The organism is Methanomassiliicoccaceae archaeon (genome assembly GCA_034928305.1).
Classification (GTDB): domain Archaea; phylum Thermoplasmatota; class Thermoplasmata; order Methanomassiliicoccales; family Methanomethylophilaceae; genus VadinCA11.
In genome coordinates this window covers 103,221-126,588 of record JAYFOZ010000001.1, presented here as the reverse complement: position 1 = coordinate 126,588, position 23,368 = coordinate 103,221, and the positions used below count along the sequence as shown (strand labels likewise).

The window sequence follows — 23,368 nt, the reverse complement described above, 5'->3', positions numbered from 1 at the left end:
TTCACTCATCTCCTGTGAAGCCGCTCTCGGGCTCGGTCATTCCGACCGGCCCGGAAACGATGTTAAGCTTCTTCGCCTGCTCGTCGGTGACCCTCATCGAAGACGTCATTCTGAGCGCCTCGTATGTGGCCATGGCGTAGTTGACCTTCGTCTTGGTGTTGCCTCTTGCGAAGCCCCATGCGTCATTGACGCCGGCCATCGTCAGAAGGCTTTTGGCAACGTCGCCCACCGCAAGTCCGATACCGCGGGGAGCGGGTTTGATGTACACCACTACAGAGCCTGTCTCACCGACGATCTCGAACGGCAGGGAGTGGGGCTTTCCGCATCCGCATTCCCAGGAGCCGCATCCTCTCTTGATCTCGATGATGTTCAACTTCGCGTTGTCGATCGCCTTTTTGATCGAAGGACCTACTTCCTTTCCTTTCGCCCTTCCGATTCCTACGAACCCGTCGCCGTTACCGACGATACAGGTGGCAGCGAACCTGACCCTCCTTCCGGAGTCGGTCATCCTCTGGACCATGTTAAGGTCTATTACCTCGTCTTTGAGGTCAGGGAGCAGTATGTCCACGATCTCGGCCTCGCGCATTGGAAGTTTCGTTGCAAGCGCGTCGCTCATGGTAGTGATCTCGCCGTTGAGGACCATCTGTCCCAACCTTGTTTTCGGGATCCAATCAGCCATATTCATTCAGCCTCCATTTTCTCTTTGAGGCTGCCGATGGCCGCCTCTATTCCCTCGTCGATATGACTGCCGTTCAGCCTGTCCTCGGACGGGAGTATGGTCTCTCCGTGGGGGATTTCCAGCCCGGCATCGCACATTCCTGCGACTGCCGCGAACAGCACTCCGCCCGCTTTCGGGTTCTGCATTCCGATGTCGAGCACCGCGTATTCGATGCCCGCCGCCAGAGCCTTCTTTCCAGCAAGGTAGCCGGTCAGGTAGGCTGCGGGAATGGACGAGCACGAGTACTCCCATCCCATTTCGCGGATCTCTTTGGAACTGGCCGTAGCCAGTATCTTGTCTCCTTCCATGCTGAACGCGGCGAACTGGACGCTGACGTTCTTGTTGGAACGCCTGAGCACAGCTCTGACCGCGCGGCCGTTGAGAAGCTTACGGCGGACGTAGTAGTCCGTGCGGCCTTCCCTTCTCCTGCGGAAAGCGACTTTGTATCTGGGTCCTGTTGCCATCAGTTCTCCTCCTCCTTGAGGTATCCTTCACTGGTCATGTGCTGTCTGAGATTCCTGCGCGACTTGTACTGTCCGCCCTTGGCCCTTCTGTAGAACAGCCTGTAAGCGGACGGCGTGATGTCGCCGTTCTCTCTTAGTGTCTTGAGCTCGTCGCGTATCGGCCTGATGATCGCTATCCAGCGGGACTTGTCGCTGACACGTGCGTTCGCAGAGCCTTCCCTGCTGCCCGGTCCTTTCCTCTTTCCGGATGCTTTCTGCGCCGCGGCGTGCCTGATCCTTCCTCTTGATGTGCCGTTCTTGGCCTTCGCCTTGATGGTTCCCGAGTTGATCGCCGTGCGTATATCGGCACGGGTGATGCACTCTGCGACCTCATCTGTGCTGTTAGGGTCTATCCAGACCCTGTTCTCTCCGCACTTGAGGACCTCTGCCGCCATCCTCTTCTGGTTGTTGAGGTTGGACATCTTCACACCATCCTGTTTAGGACCCTTATGCCGAGCTCGGTTGCCCTGTCCTCTATGGCGATCCTCTTCTTGGTCCCCACGGTTCCGCCTATGCGGGCCGCCTGGACCTTGGAATCGATGTCTTCCAGTCCTTTTACGTTATAGACAAGCACTTCCTGGAATCCAGAGGGGTGCAGGTCCCTGACCGATACGGGTCCGCGGAACCCTATGTCGACCACCGGGGGGCGCCTCTTAAGGTTCCTCTTCATCTTTGAGTGGATACCTTTCGGCCTTCTCCAGCTGTCTCCGAGCTTTGCGTACCTGAACCACTCCTGCCTCTTGAAGGCAGGCCTGCGGCCACTTATGATCGCTCTGACTGCAAGCGCATCGACGGTCTCGTCGCTGAGCACCGGCTTGGCCTTGACTATGTATCCGCTCTGCTCTCCGGACTCGACGACCTTTGATTCCTCCGCCTTTTCCTCGGCGGCGGACTCCTCGGGCGTTCCGATAGCGTCCTTCCATTTCTCGGCGGTCTTGGGACCGACTCCCGAGAGGTTCTTGATTATCTCTTTGATCTTGCCTTCGTCATTGAGGGCCTCTGCGAGCTCGGAGACCGTGGTGATGCCCATGGCCTTGAGCTCTGCCAGGTTCTCGTTTTTGAAGCCAGGAAGGTCATTGAAGTTCTTTACGGTCATTCTTTCACCTTGTGGGATTTGTGGACGATGTATATTCCGTCCTGGAATGTTCTCTTGTCAAATCCGAGCCTTCTGGTCGCCCTCTCTATGTTGGCCGCGGTCTGTCCACAGGCCTCCACGTCGATACCCTCGACCGTTACATCTGCGCCGTTGACCTTGACCTTGCATCCGCGGACGATGTCCGCGAAGCGCATGGCGTGGCCTCCGAGGTAGTTGCTCACTTCGACATGGTCGCCTTTCACAACGACCTTCATCGGGAAGTGCGAGTACACTACCTTGAGTCCGTAGGTGTAGCCCTCGGTCACGCCGCGTACCATGTTCCTCACATGAGCGGCGAATGTTCCGACCATTGCTTTCTCCTGTTTCTTAGGGTACTCGCAACTGACTACCACGTGCTGTGCGTCGACAGCAACGTTAACGCTGGGGTGTGCGAAGTTTCTGCTCAGTTCTCCCTTAGGTCCTTTGACCTTGACGGTGGTCCCGTCCTTCGTGACGGTGACCCCTGTCGGGATGGCGATGGTGCTTTCGATTATCCCTGCTATTGTCATCTTTATTCCTCAGTATACGTATGCCAGCAGTTTCCCGCCGATTCCGAGCTCCTTGGCACGGTCTTGTGTGATCACTCCTGCGGTAGTGGTCATTATGAGGAGTCCGAAGTCCTGGGCGGGGAGGAACCTCGCTTCGAACTTCTCGATCTCGTCTTTTCCGACCGAATACCTGGGCTTGATCACGCCACAGTTGTTTATTGCGCCTTTGAGCATCACATGGAACTCTCCGGCTTTCCCGTTCTCTACGTACTCGAACTGATTGATGTACCCGTGGTCCTGCATAACTTTCAGCACGCGGCCGATTAGTTTTGAGGACAGCGAAATGGTACACTCTTTCTTTCCGTTCGTAGCTGCATTTTTCATTACGCACATGGCGTCATTGAGTGGATCGCTCTGCATTTCATCATCACCTCACGAATACTTCTTAAATCCCAGTTCCGGCGCGATGTCCCTGAAACACTGGCGGCACAGGTGCATCCCGTACCTTCTGATTATTCCCCTTCTGCGTCCGCAGCGGGTGCATCCAACCGCCCTTCCGAACTGTTTCTTAGGCTTCATCATTCCACCTCGATGTTGTACGTGTCCATCATGAATTGGATCGCTTCTCCGCGGTCCACGCGCTGGGACTTAGGGATCCTCTTGGTGAGGAGCCTTCTGCGCTCGATCCTGCTGCCGGGCATTCTGAGAACTACGCTTACGTCCATCCCGAAGATTCCTATCTCGGGGTCGTACTTCATTCCCTCGAAGTCGGTATAGTCGGATATTCCGAACGACATGTTTCCTTCCTTGTCGAAAGAGTACTTCTGAATGCGGTTCTCCCTTATGGACAGGGCTTTCTTCAGGAAGGTGTCTGCAACCTCGCCTCTGAGGGTGACCTTGCACCCGAGGGGCATGCCTACACGTATTCCCAGGTCCCTGTTGACCGTCTTCGATATGGTCTGCACAGACTTCTGCTTAGTGACCATCTGGAGGACCTTTTGAGCCTTGACGAGCCTCTCGCCCGCCTCGCCGACGCCGATGTTGACTACGACTTTCTCGATGTGGATTTCTTTCATCCCGGTCATTCAGATGCCCCCGGCAGTATGATCTCCGGCTTCTTTCCGCCTATTACGAAAACGTTCTTCTTTACAGTCTCCGCCCCGCCCTCGAACTTGACGACGTTTGCACCGTTGCTCTTGGTGATCAGGTACTCGGAGACGGTCTCCGCCTTTCCGGCGTGCACGCCTTCGATGATCATGGCCGATGCGCCGGCAACGAGGCCGTAGTGCGCCAGGACCTTCTGGTCCCCAAAGTTGATCTTGAGGGTGTCTCCGGTCTTGTATTCGTCCTTGTCCAGGATGATGTTCCTTCCGCCGCTCATGTTGATCTGGTACTTTCCGCCCTTCAGGATAGTCTTGCCCTCGATTCTGCAGAGTGTCCACGTGGACCTGTCCTCGGCGATCTTCGTTGCGGTAAGTTTTCCCTTATCGGTCAGGAGAATGCGGTAATGGACGTTCATCTTCGGTATCGAAATGACATCCATTATTCCTACGGGCTCCTTGGGGCTCTTGACGGGCTTCCCGTCGACGAGCACCTCACGGTTTCCGATGATTCTCTTGGCCTCCCTCGCGGTGTCACAGACCCCGATCATATCCCTTAGGATGGTGACCGCGGGCATGCTGTTCTCCACGGAGTGTGCTCCGGGAGACTGCTTGGCCGTCCAGACGCTGGATTTCCTTTTGATGGGCCAGGATCTGGGCGCGGCCAGTCTTTTCATGTGGTCGCTCATTGTTTAGCCTCCTTCTTATTCTCCAGGGCGTCCATCCTCCATGCATCTTCATCGTTCAACTTGACGATGACGAGGTTGGAGGCGTGGATGGGGCGCACAGTGGCGGTCCCGTCGGCCTGGTTAATCGTAATGCCCTCTATGGATACGCGACCGGTATCGGTGAACACATCGAGGACCTTGCCCTCGATGTCGCGGATATCCTCGTTCCCTCTGAGTATGACGACCGTGTCGCCTTTACAGACCCTCGCGGTGCGTACCCCGTACTTCTCGCGGAGGGCGTCGCTCAGGTGGGATGAGACCATCTTTCTCTTTACGTGGGCCGGCGCGTTCGCCTGCCTCTTTCTCTGGACCCTTGCTTTGCTGCTTGCTGCCATCCTGATGCCTCACACAATAATGTTGGCGGTCGCAGACACGCGGGGCCATCTCTCTGCGGCCTCTCTGGCCACTGGTCCCTTTATGTCGGTACCTTTAGTCTCTCCGGTGTCGGTCACGATGACCGCGGCGTTGTCCTCGAAGGACACCATGGTCCCATCGGGACGCCTCATGGCGCGCCTCTGGCGGACGATCACTGCGAAAACGATCTGCCTCCTCATCTGGGGAGTGCCTTTCTTCACCGACGCGATGACCATGTCACCTACGCCGGCGGAAGGAAGCCTCCTTGCGACACCGTGGTAGCTGGGCACCGTTATGATCTCGATCACTTTGGCGCCGGTGTTGTCTATCACGTTGAGGCGGGAGCCTACTATCAGACCGTTCGTCTGGTTACCTGCGATTCCCTTCATCCTGCTCACTCCCTCTTTGCGATAACCGCATATGATACGGTCTTAGAGAGAGGGCGACACTCCATGATGGTGACCTTGTCGCCTACCTTCACGGCCATGCAGGGCGCGAGGTGTGCGGAGTAGCGTTTCGTCCTCTTCTCGTATCTCTCGTATTTCTGATCGTATCTTGTGAGCGTGCGTTCAACCACTGCCGTCTTGTCCATTTTGACGGATGCGATGACGCCGTCGATAATCTGCCCCCTGACCGGGAGGCTGCCGTGGAACGGGCAGTCCGGGTCGGTGCATTCCGCCTCGGGGGCCTTTACGTCGATTCCAATGTTTCTGGCTGTCATAATATTCACCTTACTTTTTTGATTCTGTCCTCGGGCCTGAAAAGGATCTCCGACCCGTTGAGGTCGATTTTTCCTTCATGCATGGCGAATCTGAACACATTGCCTGGTTTGGGTACCATTTTCTCAGTTCCGGCCGATTCGATGGTGAACGTGTTCTTGGTCTCATCGACCACTTTACCGGTAATTCCCGAGTATGGTGCTGACAGCACTTCCACGTCCAATCCAATGAGTTCAGTTCTCATGAGGTCCACCTTTTTCATTCATCTTACTTCCGTCGTGAAGCCCATCTCTTCGAGGGTTGCTTTCACTTTTTTCTTGTGATCGCCCTGAAGCTCGATGCGTCCGTCCTTATAGGTTCCGCCGGCCGCACACTTGTTCTTCAGCTGTTTCGCCAGGTCCGCGATGTTAATGTCATTCTCATCGATGCCATCGATTACCGTGACCATTTTGCCGTACCTGCGGCTGTCCACCGATATCCTGACGCTCTGCTGTCCACGTGCGATTTCCTCACACATGCACAGTTCTTCCGGAAGCCCGCAAACAGGACAGATCCCACCCATCAGATTTCTTCCTCCTCCTTCTGGATAGTAAGAATTCTGGCGATGTTCAATCTCAGTGCGCGGATCGCTCCGGGGCTTGTAGGGGCTCCGCCGGTGGCGGAGACTCCTCTCTCATGCATCAGTTCGTTGCGGAGCTCTTTGAGCTTCTGGTTGCGCTCTTCGGCGCTCATGTTCCTGATGTCGGCCGCTTTGATGGACGCCATTAACGGGCCTCCTTGACGGCTGGCTTCGCAACAGTCTTCGCAACGGGCTTTGCAACAGGCTCTGCGACCTGGGTCTGCTCGGTCCTGAATATGTCGGGGAGTAGCTCTGCGGCCTCGGTCTTGCTGACGATCAATATATCGTCAGGCAGCCTGGCGTCGCGGTCCATGATCTCGACGGTCACACCGATTACGCCCATCTTGAGTTTGGCCACGGCGAACCCGCGGGTGATGAATATCTCGCTGGGTTCTCCGCAGAACTTGATGTAGCCCTCTTTGAACTTCTCGGTCCTGTGCCTCTGTCCGGTCAATTTTCCGGCGAGGATTATGTGACACCCGCGTGCGCCGGAGTCCATGATCCTGCGGACCGTGGAGTGCCCTGCCCTGCGGAAGTGCCATCCTCTCTCGAGCGAGAAGGCGAGCTTCTCGGCCATGATCTGGGCATTCAGGTTTGCGTTCTCGACCTCGACGACCTCGATAAAGGGGTTCTCGAAGTTGAAATCGTTCTTGATAGCTGCAGTCAATGCTTTAATCGTCTGTCCGTGCGGTCCAATGACCAGGCCCGGCCTCTCGGTGGTGAGCTCCACGCGGGTACCGTTAGGTCCCCTCTGCACCTGGAGCCCGCCGAAACCTGCGCGGCTGACCTCTTTCATAAGGAACTCCTTCAGAAGGACCCTGCGTATGTTCTCGGAAACGAACTTCCTCTCAGATGCCATTTCACTCAACCTCCTCAATTATTACTTCTATATTGACCGTCTCTTGGTTCCACTGCGTCGCCCTTCCGTGCGCCCTGGGCATGTGACCGGGAATGGTCACGCCCCTGGCTATCGAAATGGTCGCTATGGACATGCTGGAGACGTCCAGTCCCTTGTACTCGGCGTTGGACGATGCGCTCTCGAGTATCGAGAGGATCGCCTTGGCCGCCTTCACGGGGTATCTTCCGGGGCCTATGCCTGCTTTGTGGGACACACGCTTGTTGTATCTCTTCAGCGGGACTGCCCTCTTCTTTGCGATGACCTCTTCAAGCATCACTGCCGCTTCCTCGACCTTCCTTCCGCGGATCATTCCTACGACCTCGCGGGCGAATTTGGGGGAAACAGGCATGTCCTTGCCGACCGCTTTGGCAGAGATGTCCGGGTCAGATGTTGCTGTATATCCTGAACTCATAATCTTCACCTCACTTCAACGGCATGAACTTAGAGGACCTTGTCGCACCGACACCGGGTCCTGAATGCTGCGGCGCCTTTCTGTTCAATACGAACTCTCCGAGGAAGTGCCCGATCATCTCGGGTTTGATCTCCACTTCTTTGAATTCTTTGCCATTATAGACGGCAACGGTCTTTCCGACGAACTGCGGGATTATCGGGAGGTCTCTGCGGTGGGTCCTGATCGTCTTCTCGGCGACGGTCAGCTCATCGAAGAGAAGCTGCTGCTCATAGTTGAGCCCGCGCAGGTACGTCCTCCTGGCCCTGGAGGGCAGAAGTCCGAGTATCTCGTCGAAGGACATCACCACGAGCTCGTCCATTGTGAACCCGCGGTAGAGGAACTCCTTCTTCCTCCTGGACTGGATCGCTGACGCCTTCTTCCTGGTCCTACGCCTGGATGCCTTGGCCGACCCCTGGATTATTTTCTTAGCCATTTAATTACCTCTTACCATTGGTTCTCTTCTTCTTGGCAATGAACCCTACCTTCTGTCCGGGCGATGCCGTCCTCTTCTGGCAGTTCGGTCCTCCGACGTGCGGGTGGCCTCCTCCTCCGTGGGGGTGGTCCACAGCATTCATGGCGATTCCCTTGACATGCTTGTTGGCCTTGGACCTGGACCTGAGGGCCAGCATGTTGCTGCCGGCCTTAGCGAGCGGTTTTTCGACCCTTCCGCCGCCTGCGACTATTCCAATCGCTGCGCGGCATGTGGGGTGGAACTCCTTGAGTATGCCCGAAGGCATCTGAAGGACGACGGCGTCGCCTCTGCTGACGACCGTGGCGGATGTGCCTGCGGTCTTCACGAACTTTCCTCCGTCTCCCGGTTTGCCCTCGATGTTGTGTACCAATGTCCCTTCGGGAATCATGGACAGCACCGTGATATTACCGGGCTTGACTGTGTTGCCGCCGACGTCGACCGTCTGACCGACCTTCATCCCCTCGGCTGCAAGCTGGTAGTCGAACTTTCCGCCGAAATCCACAACGGCGAGGGGGCATGTTCTGCCGGGCGCCTGTATCAGGTCGGCGATGATTCCTGTGCCCTCGTTCATAGGGGGCAGCTTGACATCGTCAACGTGCCTGTGGCTGGGAGAGCGGTAGAGGGGCGTTCCGCGCCCCCTTCTCTGTGTTCTCAATCTCTTTCCCATTCATCTCACCTCAGAATACTCCGACCCTCATGCCTACATCCTCTGCGGAGTATCCCTCCGCAAGCTTGATGATGGCGTGCTTGCCGTCTTTCTCTATTCTTACCCAGACCCTTTCGACCTTGACCTCGAAGCGCTCCTCGAAGATTGCTTTGATGGTCGGCTTGTCAGCCTGCCTGTGAACAATGAATTCGATCCTGTTCCCGTCCCTGAATCCCTGTGTGGGGGTTCCGGACGTGTGGTTCATCGACTTCTCTGTAACATACGGTCTGATCAGAACATCGCTCTGCTTCACTGTGTCCACTCTCCTATCTTTGCGAATGCTGACTGGGTGTACACCGTGAGCCTTCCTGCGTCCCCTCCGGGAGCCAGGTTGCTCGTGTTGAGCGTGCCGACGGTCTCCACCTCGACGCCTGCCAAGTTGGAGGCGCCCTTGAAGACCGGTACTTCCCTGTCCGAGACAACTACGAGTATGGACACGGGGGTGCGGTACTTCCTGTTCCTCATCTTTCCCCTTCCTGCGCGGATTTTGGTTCCGTCCTTGGCGCGGTCGACGTCGTATCCGATGCCGATCCTGTCAAAGAACTCGGCCACTCCTGCAGTGGTTGCGATATCCTGGAAGGCATCCTCGACCACGATCGGGAATGATACTGTGTCGTCGAACTTGTGCCCGCGGTTCTTCACACACTCTGCGTCGCCAGTGGCGGCAAGTGCGGACTTGCGTGCAATAGCCAGCTCCTTCTTGTTGACCTTCTGTTCCCATTTCCTCTCGGGCATCGGGGGGTGTGCCCTGCGTCCGGAGACGTTGTTGGGGGACTGTGCACCCTTCCTTCCGTCCTTCAATCTCTGTACACGGGAGACACCGCGTCCCTTTCCCCATGTGCTGACGGAGTGCCTCTGTCCGGACCCTTTGTTAGGTCCGTAGGGCTGCCTGGAATTGGCGGCTGCCGCGAGAACGGCCTTCTTGATTATGTCAGGCCTGTATGTGGTCTCGAAGGCTGCGGGGACGTCCGTTTTTCCGGAAACCTCTCCGCTTACATTGTAAACATTTGTCTGTTTCATCCTCATGCCCCCTGCTTGGATTCGGTGGACACGTACGTTACCTCAGGTACTCCCGTGTCGGCCTTCTTGGGCAGTCTTGTTGCATCTCTCAGCCTGATGATCCTCTTGGTGGGACCGGGAACCGACCCGCGCACGAGAATGTAAGTGTTCCTTACCTCTCCGTAGTTGAGGAAACCGCCCTTAGGGTTGATTTCGGCGCCCTCTTCTCCTACCTTGACGATCTTCTTGTTGCACTCGGTCCTCTGGTGGTATCCCATCTGACCGGACATGGGAACGGTTCCCCTTACGTATCCGGGCCTCTTGGGTCCGAGGTTACCGATCATGCGGCGGTGCTTGCTGTTCCTGTGGGACAGAAGCTTGACTCCCCAGCGCTTGGTAGCGCCCTGGAATCCCTTTCCCTTGGTGATCGCGATTACATCGACAAACGCTCCCTCAGGGGCGAAGTCGGTTACTGTCATTTCTTTTCCCAGGATCCCTTTGGCGTAGGCGAGCCTCTCTGCGATAGTGCCTCCGCCGATCCTCAGCTCCATCAGCTCGGGGACCTTCTTGGGGACTCCGCTGACAAGCTTGGGCTGCGTGTATGCGAGAACGCGTATATCCTCGATGTCCAGACCGTCATACCTGGCGAAAGATTCGGCAGTGTGTTCCTTGGGTACCCTCATCTTCCTTTCAAGAAGGGGGTCCAGGTCCTTTGCCCAAACCTCGCCGGCGGTCTTCAGACCAAGCGTGCTGTTCTCATAGAATCTTACCGCGGCTATCTTCATGGGGGGCACCTCGATAACGGTTACCGGGGTCTGGACCTCCATGCCCGATGTCGTGCTCTTGGCGCGCTTATCGACGATGAAGGCATGTGTCATCCCAGCCTTGTAGCCTGCGAAACCCTGTATCTTGGGGGCACCGCTGACCTCAGGCCAAGAGTCCAACCTAGGCCTCTGTGCCGGCGCTCTTTTCCTAGGGCCGTATCCCTTGGATCCTCTCTTTGGACGTCTCCTCTGTGACATTTTTTCACTTCCTGCGAGGGTCTCTTCGCTAACCTCGCTGTCTTAATCGACGGAACGTCTGGATATTCCGACCGTGACGCCTGTTCAGCCCCAAAATCAAATTTTGTACGGGGCGAGCATGGGATGCGACAGCATAGCCCGTGCGTCTGGTCGGACATCATATAGTCCAATCTAGCGATGGTATTCCCATGTTGTACTTAAAACCTCTGCCCCATATATATGAAAAAAAGGGGCGAGAGGTCGTGATTTCTCAGAGCGTTCCTTTCTTGGCCTTGTCCTGGGCACGTTTCTTGCGTGCCTTGACATCGAAACCGGTGGCCGCCTCTACGAAAACATTGAGCTTCCTCTTGGTGTCCAGGATCTCGTCGTCTTTCATAGGGCCTGTGACGTTCGTCGTCTCGAGGCGAAGTACCGCCTTAGAAGTCATTTCGGCCTCTATTTTTTCGAGCACCCCGTACTTCGAGACCACTGCTCCGCCCCTCCTTTCGGCGTTGCCGAAAGTTTCTTTCATCAGGGTCTCGAGCCCGTCACCTTCGATCTTGCCTGCCCAACCTTTCTTAATGTCGTAGTCAACCATATGCTTACATCCTAAGTGCCAGATCGTTAATTATTCCCCTTTCGAGGTCGGCCGATGTACCCAGCATTTTCTCGGCCCTGAGATAATCTTTCCATTTTTCAACGCATGCACAGCTTGCATCCAGGTCGCGGATGTCCTGCGAGAAGGAGAACTTTTCCACTGCGTCCAATACACTGCGGTCGCATTCGCCGCAGTTATGCACTCCCCTCTGAGAGCCTCCACCTGATGGCGAAGACATCAGTCTGGCACTTACGTTTCCAGACAGACGCCTGAAGACCTCGACCAGAGACCATATCCATGGAGATCTGAACTCTCCGCGCTTCCATAGCCGTTCCGTCTGTGTACCGTACTGAATGTTCAGCGGGTTTATTGAGATCTCGGCAGAATAAGGGTCGGCGAACAATGCCGACCTGACAGAATCTTCTATAGCCTGGCTCTCCATCATGTAGATTGGTTTGAGCAATAAATAAGTGCGTACCGAAAGTCCGGCATCATGTATTCTTATCCCGGCCTTCCTGCTTTCATCCGGCGTAAAACCCTTATGGATGGATGTGCGCAGTACCTCGGGGTCCGAACTCTCAAGACCCAGCGCTATGGTCATAATCTTCGGAAGCGAGGCTACGGTGTCTTCGTGTACGAACTCCGGACGGCTCTCTATGAGTATCCTTTCGCATTGCGAGAACTCATCAAATATTCTCTCTCTGACTGCAATAGGAATCTCCCCTGTGTCGAGGAAACTTCCGGAAGTGTAGAATTTTACGAAGGGTTCGCCTTTGTACCTTTCGACTATATTATCTACCTGGGACATCAGGTCCGCTTCGGTCATATCGGGGATCGAGGCCTGTCTGTATCCGCACATTGTGCACCCCCCGGCCTTTGCCCAGCGGCATCCGCTGGTACGCATGATTGCCACCATGGCGTCCACTGTCTTTCCTGACGAAACGTCCTTTTCCTTCCAGACCGCTTCCGGTTCCGACGGGTTCCTTTCCTTCATATCCAGACAACCAATCGCAGCCTGCGTTATATTCTTTCCTAATACCGGAATTGTTGGTTCAAGACCTCGATTAGAGGGGCTGGCCTTGCTTTTCGAGCAGTACGCGAGCGTAAGAACAAAAAGGACGTATCTCCAAACCCTTCTCCTTAGCGTACTGAACTGCGGCCTCCACCAACGCCTTCCCCAGGCCGCAACCCCTGAAAGATGGATCTACGACCGTGTGTTCTATGTCGAATGAGCCAGAATCCAAATTGTACGAAAGGTATCCGGCCTCTTCGCCCTCTACGTAAACTTTGAATATGCAACCTGATGCGTCGTGCCCGATATCTGTGCCCATGCGGTGGCGACTGCATTGAGCGATGATATTGTTTTCTATGACTGAAAAAGACCGTTTGGTGTACGTCGCACCAGGAAACGTTAATATTGGTTTATATTAATCCCCCGTCCGGTAAGCCACATGGCTAAAAAAATAATAATCATAGGCTCAGGGGCTGCTGGCATGACTGCGGCATCCTCGGCCAGAAAATTTGATCCTGCTTCTGAGATAACAGTGATTACCGAGGACGAGGACATTGCATATTCGCCCTGCGCCATACCTTGGGTGCTCGAGGGAAAGAACAGCTGGAACAGCATTGTGATGCACGATACGGCATATTATGCCGAAAAGAAAAACATCAACGTTCTGATACAAACGAAAGTTGAATCTGTTAATGCAGAAACAAAGGAAGTCGTTGCGAAGGGTAAAAAATACGCATATGACTCTTTGGTCATAGCCACCGGCGGTAAGGTTTTCGTTCCGCCGATTCCCGGAGTGGCCCTCGAGGGAGTGTTCAATGTGAGGACCATCAGGGACGGGAAGGATATAGAAAGCCGCATGAAGAAAATAGAGAAAATCGTGGTCGCCGGCGCAGGCGTCATAGGATTGGAAATGGCCGTCGCCCTTCGAAAAGCAGGCAAGGACGTTACCGTCATAGAGATGATGGACCAAGTGATACCGCGCATAGCCGATTCCGACATGGCCGCTCCAGTGCAGAAGCACTTGGAGGACCTGGGCGTTAAAATTGTCCTCAAGGCGCCTGTCGAGGCCGTGCTGGGCGATAAGGTGGTCTCGGCAGTGAAGGCCGCAGGAAAGGAATATCCGTGCGGCATGGTCATCTTCGCTACGGGCGTCCGTGCAAACCTCGATATACCGAAGGAACTGGGACTTGACATCGGTCAGCTCGGCGCCGTGGCTGTGTCCCCGACCCTCCAGCCTTATAAGAGGGGACGCCTGGTGAAGGACATATTCCTTGCGGGAGACCTCATACAGTGCCAGTCTGCCGCAATGCCCGGCCCGACGATGAGCCAGCTCGGCTCTTCCGCAGTCAAGCAGGGCGATGTCGCAGGAAGGAACGCCGCGGGAGACCACGGAATCTTCGGAGAAACCGCCAGTCCGTGGGTCAGCGTGATCGGTGATGTTCAGATTGCCGGTACCGGGCTTTCCCAGGGGCTCGCCTCCTGGTACGGCATATCCACGGTCGAGGGGAAGGCGGAAGGATTTACAAGGGCCAGATATTCGCCGGGCGGGAAGACCCTGATCGTCAAGATAGCTGCCGACCGATCGTCCCACAGGATCGTTGGGGCACAGATAATTGCAGGAGAGGACGCCACGGGCCGCATAAATTGGCTTACTTCGGCCGTCCTCTTCGGAATAACCGCCGAAGACTTTCTCGCGACGGGCGAGAATGCATACTGTCCTCCCACCTCGATGGTCAGAGACGTAGTGCTTTCGGCTGCAGAGGACCTAGTACACAACCTTAGCGGCTGATTAAGATGGACTACGCTGAATACAAGAGAATATACAACGGCCTCAAGACGGCCGCCGATGTAAAGACATTCGAATCCGAAGGCTACGACCGAAGAATGCTCGAGTCGCTTTTCACACAGAAAACATCCAGAGACGTGAAGAAACGTTTCTATGTTGTCAAAAAGAACGCAAAATACATGCTTAAGGACTGGAAAAAGGGAAAGACGCTTATGGAGATCGCCGAAAGCAACCGCTTCCCTCCGATACTCACGGCCATGATGATATTCCAGGAGGATGGCGCCTCCAAAAAGCAGTTCTGGGAATTTGTAAAGGACCCCGATACGCTTGAAGGCGAAGATACGGCCAATGAACTGATGGAGGTCACCGAGAACGACCTGATATACTCCCCCTACGGCACTCAGAAACAGAAGGAGCGGGGAGAATGGGGCGAGAGCCTCCTTCAGAACTGGCTTAACGGCCAGGGCATAGGATACAGGACCGAGAACGACCTGCGCGGGGAATTTGAGAAGACGCCCGACAGCCTCTTGGACAAGCCGATGATGTACGAGGGCAAGAAGATCTATTGGATAGAGAGCAAAGCCTCGTTCGGCGATAATATCGAGTTCAGGTTCAACGCGCGCAAGCAACTCATACCATACACCGAGATCTTCGGTCCGGGCGTCGTGGTTTATTGGGTCGGCTGCCTGGAGGACCTGGAGTTGCCGGAAGGCATATTCGTCTCCGACATCTCGATATTGGAAAAGAAACTTGAACCGATAGAAGAACCGGTCGAGTGAATCACTCGGCCTCTTCTTTCAGCTCGCCCAGTGTGGCTTCCCTCTGGGCGAAAGCATTGTGCTTGTGTATCGATTCTTCCGATTCGCTCCTGACCATGATATCTGTATCGTCAGGAAGGCCCGGAAATCTATCGACTATCCTTTTGAGCACGCCCCTCACGACATCCTCGACGAACTTGGGGTTCTTGTGTGCGTTTATCACGACCCTCCCCTCGTCCTCCCTTTTCAGAAGTTCGTAAGTCGGGGAAGAGAACGATGCTTCGACCAGGTCTATCAGCGTATCGGCCTCGATCTCCTGGTCCTCGCCTGTGGTAACTGTCACCGTGCAGATATTCCTCTGGTTATGCGAAATTACCGGCATTGCTCCGCTGCATTCCATTATCTCCGTAACGGTCTGCTGGGCGCATGGACATGCCGTCATACCGATGACCTCGGCACCGATCGTCTTGCGGATACCTTCGTCGCGGACGGCGGTCGCCTTTGCGATCAGTTTGTAGACCTCGTAGGTCTCCCTTCCGTTAGGCGTCATGCTGGGCTTGAAGTAATCTGTGGTGATGTAAACTCCTGCGACCTTGGCGTATTCATGGTGCACCAGGAGCCTTTCGCACATGTCGGCGGCCACGACCTCCAGGCCGACCACCGGTTTGGATATGCTTTCGAGAACGACATCGGTTAGAACTGCCACGTTGCGTGACATGTGCGAGCCTTTCTGCTCTGCAGGAAGATCTACGAAAATATCGATGGTGCAGTTCAGGGCCCTGTTGAGCTCGTTATTGACTCCCTTCCTTTTCACGATTATGGGTTTTCTGACACCGGTGACACCGACTCGGGTCAATCTGAAGCCCGTGTCGGCCTTTCCGTACTGAACATCACACTTTAAATTCATGTTCTGTTCTGTAGGCACGACTTGACTTAAAATATATATGGTTACTTTTTTTCTGGTATACGGGTGATCTGGTGGTATATTGCGGAATCGATGAAGCGGGCAGAGGCTCTGTAATGGGCCCCCTCATAGTGGGCATCGTACGAACAGATAACGACGAGGGCCTGATGTCCCTCGGAGTAAAGGATTCTAAAAAACTTACTCCCAGAAGGAGGGAGTCCATATACGCCGAGCTCGTCGAGAGCTACGATACCAGTGTGATAGAGATTTCCGCCGAGGAAATAGACAGACAGCGGAATTACATTTCACTGAACGAAATTGAGCTCAACATGTTTACGGAAGCGTTCAATAAACTGTCCGCTGGAACCGTATATGCGGACTGCCCCGATATTAATGAGGGGAACTTCTCCGGATCCATGCGTTCGAAGTGCGGCGGTAGTTGCAGGGTCGTTGCCGAACACAAAGCGGACGACAGATATCCTGTTGTTTCGGCAGCATCTATCGTGGCAAAGGTTACAAGGGACCGCCGCATAACGGAGATTTCGAAAGAGTTCGGCACGAACATAGGCAGCGGTTATCCAAGCGACCGCATAACAATGGATTTTATAGAAAAGTGGATAAAAGAAAACGGACGTGCCCCCGCATATACTAGGTGTTCCTGGGAGCCGGTCAGACGCTTGATATCCCTCGCGGCGAACACCAAGATCAGCGATTGGTGAACATATGACCTTAATGGAACAGATACAGGGCCTAGTAGACAAATTCAATAAGAAAAGCGACGAGGATGAAAAGCTACGGAAAGAACTGGCACATCTCAACAAGACCTTCGCCATTGACCTCGGAACAGAGTTTTACAGCATGAAGCTACAGAATTCCAAGATCACCGATTTCAAGGCCGAGGCCGCGGGCGATTCCGATATCACCGTGATTTCCACCCCTGAGAACCTTCAAGCGATGATCGACGGAGAACTTAGGCCTATGAAAGCCTACATCACCAAGAAGATCAAGATAAAAGGCAACCTGCAGGACCTCATGTTCCTGAAAAAATTCCTCTGAATATTTAATTAATAGCTGTTAACATCATAAAAGATAAATACAGAGTACTGATAGTGCGACGTATAGCGAGGTAGGGTAGCCAGGATATCCCGTCGGGCTCATAACCCGGAGACCGATCGTTCAAATCGATCCCTCGCTACCATCTTTTTATCTAACTTTGAAAGATAATACTCAATTGGATTGCTTTTTCAACGTATGATCGACATAAACTCACCATATGTCTCCTGAGCAGTGACCATTTGCATCTTATGATATTGAATACAATAATCACTGCAAGTGACAGCAGCGGCAAGATACGCTTATTTCCATATCCTTGGTACGGCATCCGTACGCCGAATTAGAGTGTGTCCGTGCCGCTTCAAAGCAGAGATTTTGCTTCCTCGGGGGACATTTCCAACGCCTTGAGCATGTATGAGAGCGCCTTCTTCTTGTAAGGTATAAGCGCCTTGTTTACTGCCTCGGCGGCCTTCGGGTCATCGGGTATCTCGCCATAGTTGGCCATGATTATGTTGTAGTACTCGATTGCAAACTCGGAGTACAGGGAGGGCGCCCTGGATTCGTCCATCTCTGCCGCCTCGTTGTAGAGCTTCTCAGCATCGTCGAACTTGTTGACCGATATGCAGAAGAGCCCGTACGACTGATAATAATCCACGTTCTCGGGGTCAAGCTCGCATGCTTTCTCGTATGCGGTCGCTATCTCTTCCGGCTTGATCTTAGCGCCGAACATTCCGGACGCGTAGTTACCGCACTCGGCGCGAGCATACCAGCACTCGGCGTCTTCAGGGTACTCCTCTGTCAGCTTCTTGAACTGGGGGTATGCCTTCTTGAAATCGCCGTCGTCCATCAACTTCATTGCCGCGGCGATCTTTTTCTCTGCAGTAGCGTCTGCCATGTTATCGACCAGTAAGCGGGCCCTTTGCTTAAATGTTTAACCCTCGGAGTACCAGTAACCGATATATCGCCATTCGGACATACTGCACCGGGTGTCCGATGTACGAGTTCGAGGATAGACTCAGGGAAGAAGGCTTCGAAGTAACTAAGATAGATGTTCCAGAAGCCTCGCCGAAAGCAAAGGAATTCAGGACCCTTTGCGAGAAGAACGAATGCGGAGAATACGGCACTAACTGGGGATGCCCTCCGGGAGTCGGTACTCTGGAAGAATGCGCCGGAGTCCTAAGGTCATATCCGGAATCGTTCCTGGTAATGAAAAGGTATGTCCTGGATCCGAAGAACAAAAAAGAAATGAAACGTGCCAGAGACGATATCAGCGACAGCTGCAGACGGGCCGCTGACATGATCAGGCCGAACGCTCCCGTCAGGGTTCTGGGCGATGGGGGATGCCGTTACTGCGGAGTGTGCACATATCCGGGCGGAGCATGCAGATATCCTCTCCAGAAGATCGACTCGATAAGCGGATACGGCATAGATATGGAGGACCTCCTAAAGAAGATCGGAAAGAAGTTCATCTTCGAAGACAACGCTGCCACATTGAGTTCTATAATCTTTATCGGCAAGGCCAGGAAATGATGTTCCGCTCCGATAAAGGTTATAACAGGTTTGAGCCTTCGGAGGACTGACCGGCAATGGACAGAGAAACCGTGGAGAAAGTCGCACGCAGCGCTCATCTGAAGCTTACTGAAGAAGAGCTTGAAACATTCAGCAGGGACCTGAGCGACATTCTGGGATATTTCGCGTTGCTCGACGAGGCGCCGGACTGCGGGAACTTCGGCATCGACCCGATAAATGTAGCGGACATCCTGAGGGATGACGAGCCCCATATGGAAATAGACCCGGACAAACTGCTAGAGGGGATGGACACCTACGACAACTATGTCAGGGGGCCGAGGCTCCTATGAGCGCCACGTCGATTTTATCTTCACTTTCGAAGATCAACGAAAAATATCAGATGTTCAGAACCATTACCTCCGACACGGAGGTCGGCGAAGCTAAATTCCTTTTCTCCGCCAAGGACAACCTGACCTCAAAAGACATGGAGACCTGTTCGGGGTCCAAGATACTGGAGGGCTACCGCCCGCCGTTCGATGCCACCTCGATAGCCAGGATGAGGGAGGCCGGAGGAATGCTCGTAGGTAAGACCAACATGGACGAGTTCGGCTTCGGTACTTTCTCGACCAACTCGGCGTTCGGCGTTCCCAGGAACCCTTACGGCCCCGAAAGGTCCTGCGGCGGTTCTTCCGGTGGCGCTGCATGCGCGGCGGCCGTTATGGAGGGCCATGTTGCGATAGGCGTTTCCACTGGCGGGTCCATATGCTGCCCTGCGAGCTTCTGCGGCGTTTACGGCATGGTGCCCACATACGGAAGGGTTTCCAGGTACGGTCTGCTGGATTACGGCAATTCACTTGACAAGATAGGCATTATTTCTGCAAAAGCGTCCGACCTTGGAAAATACATCGGCATAATGGCGGGATCGGACCCCAAGGACCCGACATCCTGTATGCAGCCCGATATGGGCGCCCGCAGGAAGCTGAAGTCCGTTGCAGTACCGAAGGACGCTACGGAGGGCGTATCCGAAGACGTCAGAACGGCCTTCATCAACGGATTGGAAACATTGAAAAGCATGGGCGTGGACGTCGCTACCGTAGAGATGCCCTCTTTGAAATACGCCATTCCTGCCTATTATGTAATAGCGACATCCGAAGCCTCTACAAACCTGGCACGTTACTGCGGGATGAGGTACGGACATCAGGAGGGCGACCTTTCGCTAAAGTTCGATGATTACTTCACATCGTTCCGTTCGCAGTATTTCGGACAGGAAGCCAAACGCAGGATACTCCTGGGAACCTTTACCCGAATGGTAGGTTTCAGGGACCGCTATTACTCCAAGGCCCGCATGGTGCGCCAATCGATAATCGAGGAGTACCGTTCCGTCCTCGGCGAATGCGATGCCGTACTTACACCTACGATGCCTTTCGTATCCCCCAAATTCTCGGACATATCGAAAATGACCCCGCTGGAATCATACAAGGCGGACATACTCACCGGACCGCCCAACATTGCGGGGATGCCTCACGCATCGGTACCCTGCGGGTACGACCGGGACGGGATGCCCATAGGGATGCAGTTCGTTGCGGACCAATGGGACGAGGGCGTGCTGTTCTCGGCCGCCGAAGAGTGGGAGAAGAACTTTGAATCTGTCAGACCGGAGGTTTCGATATGAAGATCGGTTTGGAGGTCCACGTACAGCTTCCTACGAAATCGAAGCTTTTCTGCCCGTGCCCTACGACCGATGCTCCGGCGCCCAACACGCACGTCTGCCCCGTGTGCCTGGGATTTCCGGGCGCGAGGCCCATGATGAACGGGAAGGCGATAGAATACGGGATATTGCTCGCCAAGATGCTCGGGTGCACCGTCCGCGACACCACGTGGTTCGCCAGGAAGATATACTTCTATCCTGACAACGTGAAGAACTTCCAGATCACGCAGTACGACCGCCCTCTGGGCGAAAAGGGCATGTATTATCTAAACGGCAAGAAACCGATCCGCATCACCCGTATCCATATCGAAGAGGACCCGGGAAAAATAAAGAGGGTCGGAGACCTCTCCTCGCTCATAGATTACAACCGCTCAGGAATTCCGCTGGCGGAAATAGTTACGGAGCCCGACCTGTCCACGCCTGCAGAGGCCAGGGAGTTCCTCGGTCAGCTGATCCGCGACATACGCCACACCATCGATATCCCGGACGACGGAGAGCGCAGCATCCGCTGCGACTGCAACATTTCCGTGGGCATCGAGAGATGCGAAGTAAAGAACGTCACGGGACTGAAGAATGTCGAGAGGGCCCTCACTTACGAGCTGGTCAGGCAGACGAAGCTCCTGAAAGCAGGAGGTAAAGTGGTCCGTGAGACCAGACGCTTCGACGAGGAGCGCGGCGTCACGATCTCCGTCAGGAAAAAGGAGTTGGAGGCCGACTACGGGTACATCGACGAGCCTGACCTGGGCATATTCAACGTGAAGGAACTTGCCGAAAGATTGAAGATCAAAGAAAGCCCGCAGAACATGACATTGCGCATTTCGAAAGAATACGGGATCGACGAGAGAACAGCCAAGCAGTTCGTATCGACGTCGGTGGAACTGGCACATCTGTTCGAAGAACTTGCCGCCGCCACAGACGCGGAAACCGCCAGGATGTGGACCTCGGGTGCGGTAAGCGCAGGGTGGAAGGCCTTCGAGGCACGCGGCGGAGGAGATACGGCCGAAGTGATATCTTTGGTCGGTAAATTCAGGGCCGGGGAGATTACCGACACCGAATGCAACATCCGGATCAGAGCATTCCTTACCGGCACGGACACCGATGAAGTGAGAAGTGGTTCATCCGACCTTGACTCGATGATCGGCGAATATCTCGACGTCAACCCGTCGGTGATAGAAGACTACCGAAAGAACGAGAAGGCCGCCAACCGCGTGATCGGCCACGTCATGAAGCAGACGGGCGGAGCATGCTCATCAGCAGACATCGTGGATGCTACGAAGAGGTTGATCGAAGAAAGACTCTGATCACTCCTCTTCGCTTTCTTCCGCCGTCTCGAAATCCAGGTCGTCGATGGAAAGGGTCATTATCTGAAGCTCCTCCAGCTTGTCCTCGGGGACTTTGGCGGGAGAGTTATCCAGCAAAGATACGGCCTTCTTGTTCTTCGGGAACGCGATGACGTCGCGTATGGTCTCTTTTCCGAGGATTATTGAAATGAATCTGTCTACCCCGATGGCGATGCCCCCGTGAGGAGGTGCACCGTAACTTAGCGCCTCGACGAAGAAACCGAATTCTTCCTCGATGTCCTCGTCCGACTTGCCCAATTTCCTGAAAACCGCCTTCTGTATCTCGGGATCGTTTATCCTCAGCGATCCGGAGCCGAGCTCGTTTCCGTTCAGGCATATGTCGAAACATGCTCCTCCGCACGCCTTTTCGTCTATGTCGCCCAGAGGCTTCACGAATGGGTGGTGGAACGCATCGTGCTTTCCCGAAACCGGATCCACTTCGAACATCGGACAGTCTACGAGCCAAAAGAACTGGAACACATCCTTGGGCACCAGGTCCAGGTCTTCGGCGATCTTCCTTCTCAGGGCGCCGCCTCCCTCGTAAGTGGACTTCCATGGCCCTGCGACCAGGAAAAGAATGTCTCCCTCTTCCGCTTTCATCTCATTCTTTATGCCTTCGAGTATCTCGGGCGTGAAGTATTTTGTTATGTTGCTTGTGGGGACCCCGTCCTGGATCTTCATCCATGTGAGTCCTCCGAGGCCGACCTTCTTAGCATAGTTGATGTAACGGTCGATATCGTTCCTGCCGACCCTTCCTTTGGATAGCTCGGCCGAGACGTTGATCCCGGCCACGATACCGTCGGACTTCATGATCCTCTGGAATATCTCATACGGGACATCTTTCACGACATCTGTCAGCTTTACGAACTCCAGCCCGTACCTCATATCGGGCTTGTCTGATCCGAAGCGCTCCATCGCGTCCATATACCCTATGCGGGGGAACGGGACCTCGAGCTTCTTTCCATATAATCCGTCCCAGACGAACGAGATAAGACCTTCGATCATATCCTGGATGTCCTTCTCTTCGATGAACGACATCTCCATGTCGAGCTGGGTGAACTCCGGCTGGCGGTCCTTCCTTGAATCCTCGTCGCGGAAGCATCTTGCGAACTGGTAATAACGGTCGATGCTGCCTACCATGAGCATCTGTTTGAACAGCTGCGGCGACTGCGGCAGCGCATAGAACGTGCCCGAATGAACCCTCGACGGCACGATGAAGTCTCTGGCCCCTTCCGGAGTGGAACGTGCCAGTATCGGAGTCTCTACCTCCAGAAAATCTTTCGACTCGAGGTACTGACGGGCAAGGTGCATGAATTTGCTTCTGGTCGTCATCGCCCCGATCATCTCGGTGCGCCTGAGGTCCAGGTACCTGTACTTCATCCTGACGTCCTCGTTCGGGAGGACGCCCTCCTTCTGGTCTCCGACCTCGAACGGCGGGACCTTCGACTTTCCCAGGACCTCGGCATCGGATATCAGAACCTCTATCTCTCCGGTCGGGTTGCGGGCGTCGGCAGTGCCTTCCACCCTCTCCCTTACCACACCGTTAACGGAGACCACAGACTCACGAGTGAATTTTTTCATCACGTCGGATATACGGGACGCGTCGGTCTCTGAGGGAAGGTCTGCGGGGTCGAAGACTATCTGTGTGATCCCGTATCTGTCGGCAAGGTCGATGAAAGCGACCCCCCCGTGGTCCCTGGAGAACCTGACCCAACCCTGGAGGCAGACCTCTTTTCCCAGGTCTGATGTCCTTAACTCTCCGCAGGTGTTTGTTCTCTTCATGTGGTTGATCTCCGAATAAACTGAGGT

General features: G+C 54.6%; 36 protein-coding genes and 1 tRNA gene. 9 read left to right on the top strand and 28 right to left on the bottom strand.

The features are described 5' to 3' along the window. Position 1: 1 nt before the first annotated feature. The 25 genes from VB016_00750 to VB016_00630 all read right to left on the bottom strand — a co-directional run bounded on the left by VB016_00750 (position 2) and on the right by VB016_00630 (position 12,844). Positions 2-679 (bottom strand): 30S ribosomal protein S5, encoded by a 678-nt coding sequence (locus tag VB016_00750; protein MEA4977074.1) that lies wholly within the window; start codon positions 677-679, stop codon positions 2-4. A 2-nt stretch (positions 680-681) separates the two neighbouring features. Continuing rightward, positions 682-1,182 (bottom strand): 50S ribosomal protein L18, encoded by a 501-nt coding sequence (locus VB016_00745; protein MEA4977073.1) that lies wholly within the window; start codon positions 1,180-1,182, stop codon positions 682-684. Next, positions 1,182-1,643, bottom strand: coding sequence for a 50S ribosomal protein L19e (locus tag VB016_00740; GenBank protein MEA4977072.1), 462 nt, complete (start codon positions 1,641-1,643; stop codon positions 1,182-1,184). The genes VB016_00745 and VB016_00740 overlap by 1 nt, the downstream gene beginning before the upstream one ends. 2 nt (positions 1,644-1,645) lie before the next feature. Continuing rightward, a complete protein-coding gene (locus VB016_00735) occupies positions 1,646-2,317 on the bottom strand; it encodes a 50S ribosomal protein L32e (protein MEA4977071.1) in 672 nt (223 codons plus the stop codon). Next, positions 2,314-2,865, bottom strand: coding sequence for a 50S ribosomal protein L6 (locus VB016_00730; GenBank protein ID MEA4977070.1), 552 nt, complete (start codon positions 2,863-2,865; stop codon positions 2,314-2,316). The genes VB016_00735 and VB016_00730 overlap by 4 nt, the downstream gene beginning before the upstream one ends. Positions 2,866-2,874: 9 nt before the next feature. Continuing rightward, positions 2,875-3,264, bottom strand: a complete 390-nt coding sequence (locus tag VB016_00725) for a 30S ribosomal protein S8 (protein ID MEA4977069.1) — start codon at positions 3,262-3,264, stop codon at positions 2,875-2,877. Positions 3,265-3,276: 12 nt separating this feature from the next. Continuing rightward, complete coding sequence (locus VB016_00720; GenBank protein MEA4977068.1) at positions 3,277-3,423, bottom strand: 30S ribosomal protein S14; 147 nt, start codon at positions 3,421-3,423, stop codon at positions 3,277-3,279. Continuing rightward, complete coding sequence (locus VB016_00715) at positions 3,423-3,929, bottom strand: 50S ribosomal protein L5 (GenBank protein MEA4977067.1); 507 nt, start codon at positions 3,927-3,929, stop codon at positions 3,423-3,425. The genes VB016_00720 and VB016_00715 overlap by 1 nt, the downstream gene beginning before the upstream one ends. Next, positions 3,926-4,633, bottom strand: coding sequence for a 30S ribosomal protein S4e (locus tag VB016_00710; GenBank protein ID MEA4977066.1), 708 nt, complete (start codon positions 4,631-4,633; stop codon positions 3,926-3,928). The genes VB016_00715 and VB016_00710 overlap by 4 nt, the downstream gene beginning before the upstream one ends. Next, positions 4,630-5,007 carry a 50S ribosomal protein L24 gene (gene rplX, locus VB016_00705; GenBank protein ID MEA4977065.1) on the bottom strand — a complete coding sequence of 126 codons (378 nt, stop codon included), beginning with the start codon at positions 5,005-5,007 and terminating at the stop codon, positions 4,630-4,632. The genes VB016_00710 and rplX overlap by 4 nt, the downstream gene beginning before the upstream one ends. 9 nt (positions 5,008-5,016) lie before the next feature. Beyond that, positions 5,017-5,415, bottom strand: a complete 399-nt coding sequence (locus tag VB016_00700; protein MEA4977064.1) for a 50S ribosomal protein L14 — start codon at positions 5,413-5,415, stop codon at positions 5,017-5,019. 5 nt (positions 5,416-5,420) lie between these two features. Beyond that, positions 5,421-5,747, bottom strand: coding sequence for a 30S ribosomal protein S17 (locus VB016_00695; protein MEA4977063.1), 327 nt, complete (start codon positions 5,745-5,747; stop codon positions 5,421-5,423). Positions 5,748-5,752: 5 nt separating this feature from the next. Next, positions 5,753-6,007, bottom strand: coding sequence for a ribonuclease P protein subunit (locus tag VB016_00690; GenBank protein ID MEA4977062.1), 255 nt, complete (start codon positions 6,005-6,007; stop codon positions 5,753-5,755). Continuing rightward, positions 6,008-6,307, bottom strand: a complete 300-nt coding sequence (gene yciH, locus VB016_00685; GenBank protein MEA4977061.1) for a stress response translation initiation inhibitor YciH — start codon at positions 6,305-6,307, stop codon at positions 6,008-6,010. Then, the gene (gene rpmC, locus VB016_00680; protein ID MEA4977060.1) at positions 6,307-6,510 is read right to left on the bottom strand and encodes a 50S ribosomal protein L29; all 204 of its coding nucleotides are present in this window, start codon (positions 6,508-6,510) and stop codon (positions 6,307-6,309) included. Before rpmC ends, yciH begins: the two co-directional genes overlap by 1 nt. Next, positions 6,510-7,223, bottom strand: a complete 714-nt coding sequence (locus VB016_00675) for a 30S ribosomal protein S3 (GenBank protein ID MEA4977059.1) — start codon at positions 7,221-7,223, stop codon at positions 6,510-6,512. The genes rpmC and VB016_00675 overlap by 1 nt, the downstream gene beginning before the upstream one ends. Before the next feature lies 1 nt (position 7,224). After that, a complete protein-coding gene (locus VB016_00670; protein ID MEA4977058.1) occupies positions 7,225-7,674 on the bottom strand; it encodes a 50S ribosomal protein L22 in 450 nt (149 codons plus the stop codon). Between the two features lie 10 nt (positions 7,675-7,684). After that, entirely contained in the window at positions 7,685-8,146 is a 462-nt protein-coding gene (locus tag VB016_00665; protein ID MEA4977057.1) for a 30S ribosomal protein S19, read from the bottom strand. Between the two features lie 4 nt (positions 8,147-8,150). Next, the gene (locus VB016_00660; protein MEA4977056.1) at positions 8,151-8,852 is read right to left on the bottom strand and encodes a 50S ribosomal protein L2; all 702 of its coding nucleotides are present in this window, start codon (positions 8,850-8,852) and stop codon (positions 8,151-8,153) included. Positions 8,853-8,862: 10 nt separating this feature from the next. Continuing rightward, positions 8,863-9,144, bottom strand: a complete 282-nt coding sequence (gene rplW, locus VB016_00655; protein MEA4977055.1) for a 50S ribosomal protein L23 — start codon at positions 9,142-9,144, stop codon at positions 8,863-8,865. Then, positions 9,141-9,911 carry a 50S ribosomal protein L4 gene (rpl4p, locus tag VB016_00650; protein MEA4977054.1) on the bottom strand — a complete coding sequence of 257 codons (771 nt, stop codon included), beginning with the start codon at positions 9,909-9,911 and terminating at the stop codon, positions 9,141-9,143. Before rpl4p ends, rplW begins: the two co-directional genes overlap by 4 nt. A gap of 2 nt (positions 9,912-9,913) precedes the next feature. Continuing rightward, positions 9,914-10,912: a 50S ribosomal protein L3 gene (locus tag VB016_00645; GenBank protein ID MEA4977053.1), complete on the bottom strand. Its 999-nt coding sequence runs from the start codon at positions 10,910-10,912 to the stop codon at positions 9,914-9,916. A 250-nt stretch (positions 10,913-11,162) separates the two neighbouring features. Beyond that, entirely contained in the window at positions 11,163-11,489 is a 327-nt protein-coding gene (locus VB016_00640; GenBank protein MEA4977052.1) for a DUF5611 family protein, read from the bottom strand. 4 nt (positions 11,490-11,493) lie between these two features. Further along, positions 11,494-12,483: an archaeosine biosynthesis radical SAM protein RaSEA gene (locus tag VB016_00635; protein ID MEA4977051.1), complete on the bottom strand. Its 990-nt coding sequence runs from the start codon at positions 12,481-12,483 to the stop codon at positions 11,494-11,496. A gap of 70 nt (positions 12,484-12,553) precedes the next feature. Further along, positions 12,554-12,844 carry a GNAT family N-acetyltransferase gene (locus tag VB016_00630; protein MEA4977050.1) on the bottom strand — a complete coding sequence of 97 codons (291 nt, stop codon included), beginning with the start codon at positions 12,842-12,844 and terminating at the stop codon, positions 12,554-12,556. Between the two features lie 96 nt (positions 12,845-12,940). On the opposite strand from VB016_00630, the gene VB016_00625 reads away from it, so the two are divergent. Next, positions 12,941-14,290 (top strand): FAD-dependent oxidoreductase, encoded by a 1,350-nt coding sequence (locus VB016_00625; protein MEA4977049.1) that lies wholly within the window; start codon positions 12,941-12,943, stop codon positions 14,288-14,290. A gap of 5 nt (positions 14,291-14,295) precedes the next feature. Next, complete coding sequence (locus tag VB016_00620; protein MEA4977048.1) at positions 14,296-15,066, top strand: C15orf41 family protein; 771 nt, start codon at positions 14,296-14,298, stop codon at positions 15,064-15,066. Position 15,067: 1 nt separating this feature from the next. Here the strand turns inward: VB016_00620 and mptA are convergent, their stop codons facing one another. Continuing rightward, on the bottom strand, positions 15,068-15,952 hold the full coding sequence (mptA, locus tag VB016_00615; GenBank protein MEA4977047.1) for a GTP cyclohydrolase MptA: 885 nt from the start codon (positions 15,950-15,952) through the stop codon (positions 15,068-15,070). Positions 15,953-16,023: 71 nt separating this feature from the next. On the opposite strand from mptA, the gene rnhB reads away from it, so the two are divergent. The 3 genes from rnhB (at position 16,024) to VB016_00600 (ending at position 17,147) form a co-directional block, all read left to right on the top strand. Continuing rightward, positions 16,024-16,668, top strand: coding sequence for a ribonuclease HII (rnhB, locus tag VB016_00610; GenBank protein MEA4977046.1), 645 nt, complete (start codon positions 16,024-16,026; stop codon positions 16,666-16,668). A gap of 4 nt (positions 16,669-16,672) precedes the next feature. Next, positions 16,673-17,005, top strand: a complete 333-nt coding sequence (locus tag VB016_00605; GenBank protein ID MEA4977045.1) for an SCP2 sterol-binding domain-containing protein — start codon at positions 16,673-16,675, stop codon at positions 17,003-17,005. A gap of 64 nt (positions 17,006-17,069) precedes the next feature. Then, positions 17,070-17,147, top strand: a tRNA-Met gene (locus VB016_00600). Between the two features lie 216 nt (positions 17,148-17,363). Here VB016_00600 and VB016_00595 read toward each other — a convergent pair. Next, positions 17,364-17,897 carry a tetratricopeptide repeat protein gene (locus VB016_00595; GenBank protein MEA4977044.1) on the bottom strand — a complete coding sequence of 178 codons (534 nt, stop codon included), beginning with the start codon at positions 17,895-17,897 and terminating at the stop codon, positions 17,364-17,366. 98 nt (positions 17,898-17,995) lie between these two features. Here VB016_00595 and VB016_00590 point away from each other — a divergent pair, with 98 nt between their 5' ends. The 4 genes from VB016_00590 to gatB are packed head-to-tail and all read left to right on the top strand — an operon-like array spanning position 17,996 to position 21,520. Then, on the top strand, positions 17,996-18,532 hold the full coding sequence (locus tag VB016_00590) for a DUF2284 domain-containing protein (protein ID MEA4977043.1): 537 nt from the start codon (positions 17,996-17,998) through the stop codon (positions 18,530-18,532). Between the two features lie 56 nt (positions 18,533-18,588). Then, a complete protein-coding gene (locus VB016_00585; GenBank protein MEA4977042.1) occupies positions 18,589-18,861 on the top strand; it encodes an aspartyl/glutamyl-tRNA amidotransferase subunit C in 273 nt (90 codons plus the stop codon). After that, the gene (locus VB016_00580) at positions 18,858-20,183 is read left to right on the top strand and encodes an amidase family protein (GenBank protein ID MEA4977041.1); all 1,326 of its coding nucleotides are present in this window, start codon (positions 18,858-18,860) and stop codon (positions 20,181-20,183) included. The genes VB016_00585 and VB016_00580 overlap by 4 nt, the downstream gene beginning before the upstream one ends. Beyond that, positions 20,180-21,520, top strand: coding sequence for an Asp-tRNA(Asn)/Glu-tRNA(Gln) amidotransferase subunit GatB (gene gatB, locus VB016_00575; protein ID MEA4977040.1), 1,341 nt, complete (start codon positions 20,180-20,182; stop codon positions 21,518-21,520). The genes VB016_00580 and gatB overlap by 4 nt, the downstream gene beginning before the upstream one ends. On the opposite strand, the gene aspS is transcribed toward gatB, so the two are convergent. After that, the gene (gene aspS, locus VB016_00570) at positions 21,521-23,341 is read right to left on the bottom strand and encodes an aspartate--tRNA ligase (protein ID MEA4977039.1); all 1,821 of its coding nucleotides are present in this window, start codon (positions 23,339-23,341) and stop codon (positions 21,521-21,523) included. Positions 23,342-23,368: the final 27 nt, after the last annotated feature.

Excerpts from the sequence above, each read along its gene's own strand:
- VB016_00750 (MEA4977074.1), bottom strand. The coding sequence starts at position 679 with ATGGCTGATTGGATCCCGAAAACAAGGTTGGGACAGATGGTCCTCAAC.
- VB016_00745 (MEA4977073.1), bottom strand. The coding sequence starts at position 1,182 with ATGGCAACAGGACCCAGATACAAAGTCGCTTTCCGCAGGAGAAGGGAA.
- VB016_00740 (MEA4977072.1), bottom strand. The coding sequence starts at position 1,643 with ATGTCCAACCTCAACAACCAGAAGAGGATGGCGGCAGAGGTCCTCAAG.
- VB016_00735 (MEA4977071.1), bottom strand. The coding sequence starts at position 2,317 with ATGACCGTAAAGAACTTCAATGACCTTCCTGGCTTCAAAAACGAGAAC.
- VB016_00730 (MEA4977070.1), bottom strand. The coding sequence starts at position 2,865 with ATGACAATAGCAGGGATAATCGAAAGCACCATCGCCATCCCGACAGGG.
- VB016_00725 (MEA4977069.1), bottom strand. The coding sequence starts at position 3,264 with ATGCAGAGCGATCCACTCAATGACGCCATGTGCGTAATGAAAAATGCA.
- VB016_00720 (MEA4977068.1), bottom strand. The coding sequence starts at position 3,423 with ATGAAGCCTAAGAAACAGTTCGGAAGGGCGGTTGGATGCACCCGCTGC.
- VB016_00715 (MEA4977067.1), bottom strand. The coding sequence starts at position 3,929 with ATGACCGGGATGAAAGAAATCCACATCGAGAAAGTCGTAGTCAACATC.
- VB016_00710 (MEA4977066.1), bottom strand. The coding sequence starts at position 4,633 with ATGAGCGACCACATGAAAAGACTGGCCGCGCCCAGATCCTGGCCCATC.
- rplX (MEA4977065.1), bottom strand. The coding sequence starts at position 5,007 with ATGGCAGCAAGCAGCAAAGCAAGGGTCCAGAGAAAGAGGCAGGCGAAC.
- VB016_00700 (MEA4977064.1), bottom strand. The coding sequence starts at position 5,415 with ATGAAGGGAATCGCAGGTAACCAGACGAACGGTCTGATAGTAGGCTCC.
- VB016_00695 (MEA4977063.1), bottom strand. The coding sequence starts at position 5,747 with ATGACAGCCAGAAACATTGGAATCGACGTAAAGGCCCCCGAGGCGGAA.
- VB016_00690 (MEA4977062.1), bottom strand. The coding sequence starts at position 6,007 with ATGAAAAAGGTGGACCTCATGAGAACTGAACTCATTGGATTGGACGTG.
- yciH (MEA4977061.1), bottom strand. The coding sequence starts at position 6,307 with ATGGGTGGGATCTGTCCTGTTTGCGGGCTTCCGGAAGAACTGTGCATG.
- rpmC (MEA4977060.1), bottom strand. The coding sequence starts at position 6,510 with ATGGCGTCCATCAAAGCGGCCGACATCAGGAACATGAGCGCCGAAGAG.
- VB016_00675 (MEA4977059.1), bottom strand. The coding sequence starts at position 7,223 with ATGGCATCTGAGAGGAAGTTCGTTTCCGAGAACATACGCAGGGTCCTT.
- VB016_00670 (MEA4977058.1), bottom strand. The coding sequence starts at position 7,674 with ATGAGTTCAGGATATACAGCAACATCTGACCCGGACATCTCTGCCAAA.
- VB016_00665 (MEA4977057.1), bottom strand. The coding sequence starts at position 8,146 with ATGGCTAAGAAAATAATCCAGGGGTCGGCCAAGGCATCCAGGCGTAGG.
- VB016_00660 (MEA4977056.1), bottom strand. The coding sequence starts at position 8,852 with ATGGGAAAGAGATTGAGAACACAGAGAAGGGGGCGCGGAACGCCCCTC.
- rpl4p (MEA4977054.1), bottom strand. The coding sequence starts at position 9,911 with ATGAAACAGACAAATGTTTACAATGTAAGCGGAGAGGTTTCCGGAAAA.
- VB016_00645 (MEA4977053.1), bottom strand. The coding sequence starts at position 10,912 with ATGTCACAGAGGAGACGTCCAAAGAGAGGATCCAAGGGATACGGCCCT.
- VB016_00640 (MEA4977052.1), bottom strand. The coding sequence starts at position 11,489 with ATGGTTGACTACGACATTAAGAAAGGTTGGGCAGGCAAGATCGAAGGT.
- VB016_00635 (MEA4977051.1), bottom strand. The coding sequence starts at position 12,483 with ATGAAGGAAAGGAACCCGTCGGAACCGGAAGCGGTCTGGAAGGAAAAG.
- VB016_00625 (MEA4977049.1), top strand. The coding sequence starts at position 12,941 with ATGGCTAAAAAAATAATAATCATAGGCTCAGGGGCTGCTGGCATGACT.
- VB016_00620 (MEA4977048.1), top strand. The coding sequence starts at position 14,296 with ATGGACTACGCTGAATACAAGAGAATATACAACGGCCTCAAGACGGCC.
- mptA (MEA4977047.1), bottom strand. The coding sequence starts at position 15,952 with ATGAATTTAAAGTGTGATGTTCAGTACGGAAAGGCCGACACGGGCTTC.
- VB016_00605 (MEA4977045.1), top strand. The coding sequence starts at position 16,673 with ATGACCTTAATGGAACAGATACAGGGCCTAGTAGACAAATTCAATAAG.
- VB016_00595 (MEA4977044.1), bottom strand. The coding sequence starts at position 17,897 with ATGGCAGACGCTACTGCAGAGAAAAAGATCGCCGCGGCAATGAAGTTG.
- VB016_00590 (MEA4977043.1), top strand. The coding sequence starts at position 17,996 with ATGTACGAGTTCGAGGATAGACTCAGGGAAGAAGGCTTCGAAGTAACT.
- VB016_00585 (MEA4977042.1), top strand. The coding sequence starts at position 18,589 with ATGGACAGAGAAACCGTGGAGAAAGTCGCACGCAGCGCTCATCTGAAG.
- VB016_00580 (MEA4977041.1), top strand. The coding sequence starts at position 18,858 with ATGAGCGCCACGTCGATTTTATCTTCACTTTCGAAGATCAACGAAAAA.
- gatB (MEA4977040.1), top strand. The coding sequence starts at position 20,180 with ATGAAGATCGGTTTGGAGGTCCACGTACAGCTTCCTACGAAATCGAAG.
- aspS (MEA4977039.1), bottom strand. The coding sequence starts at position 23,341 with ATGAAGAGAACAAACACCTGCGGAGAGTTAAGGACATCAGACCTGGGA.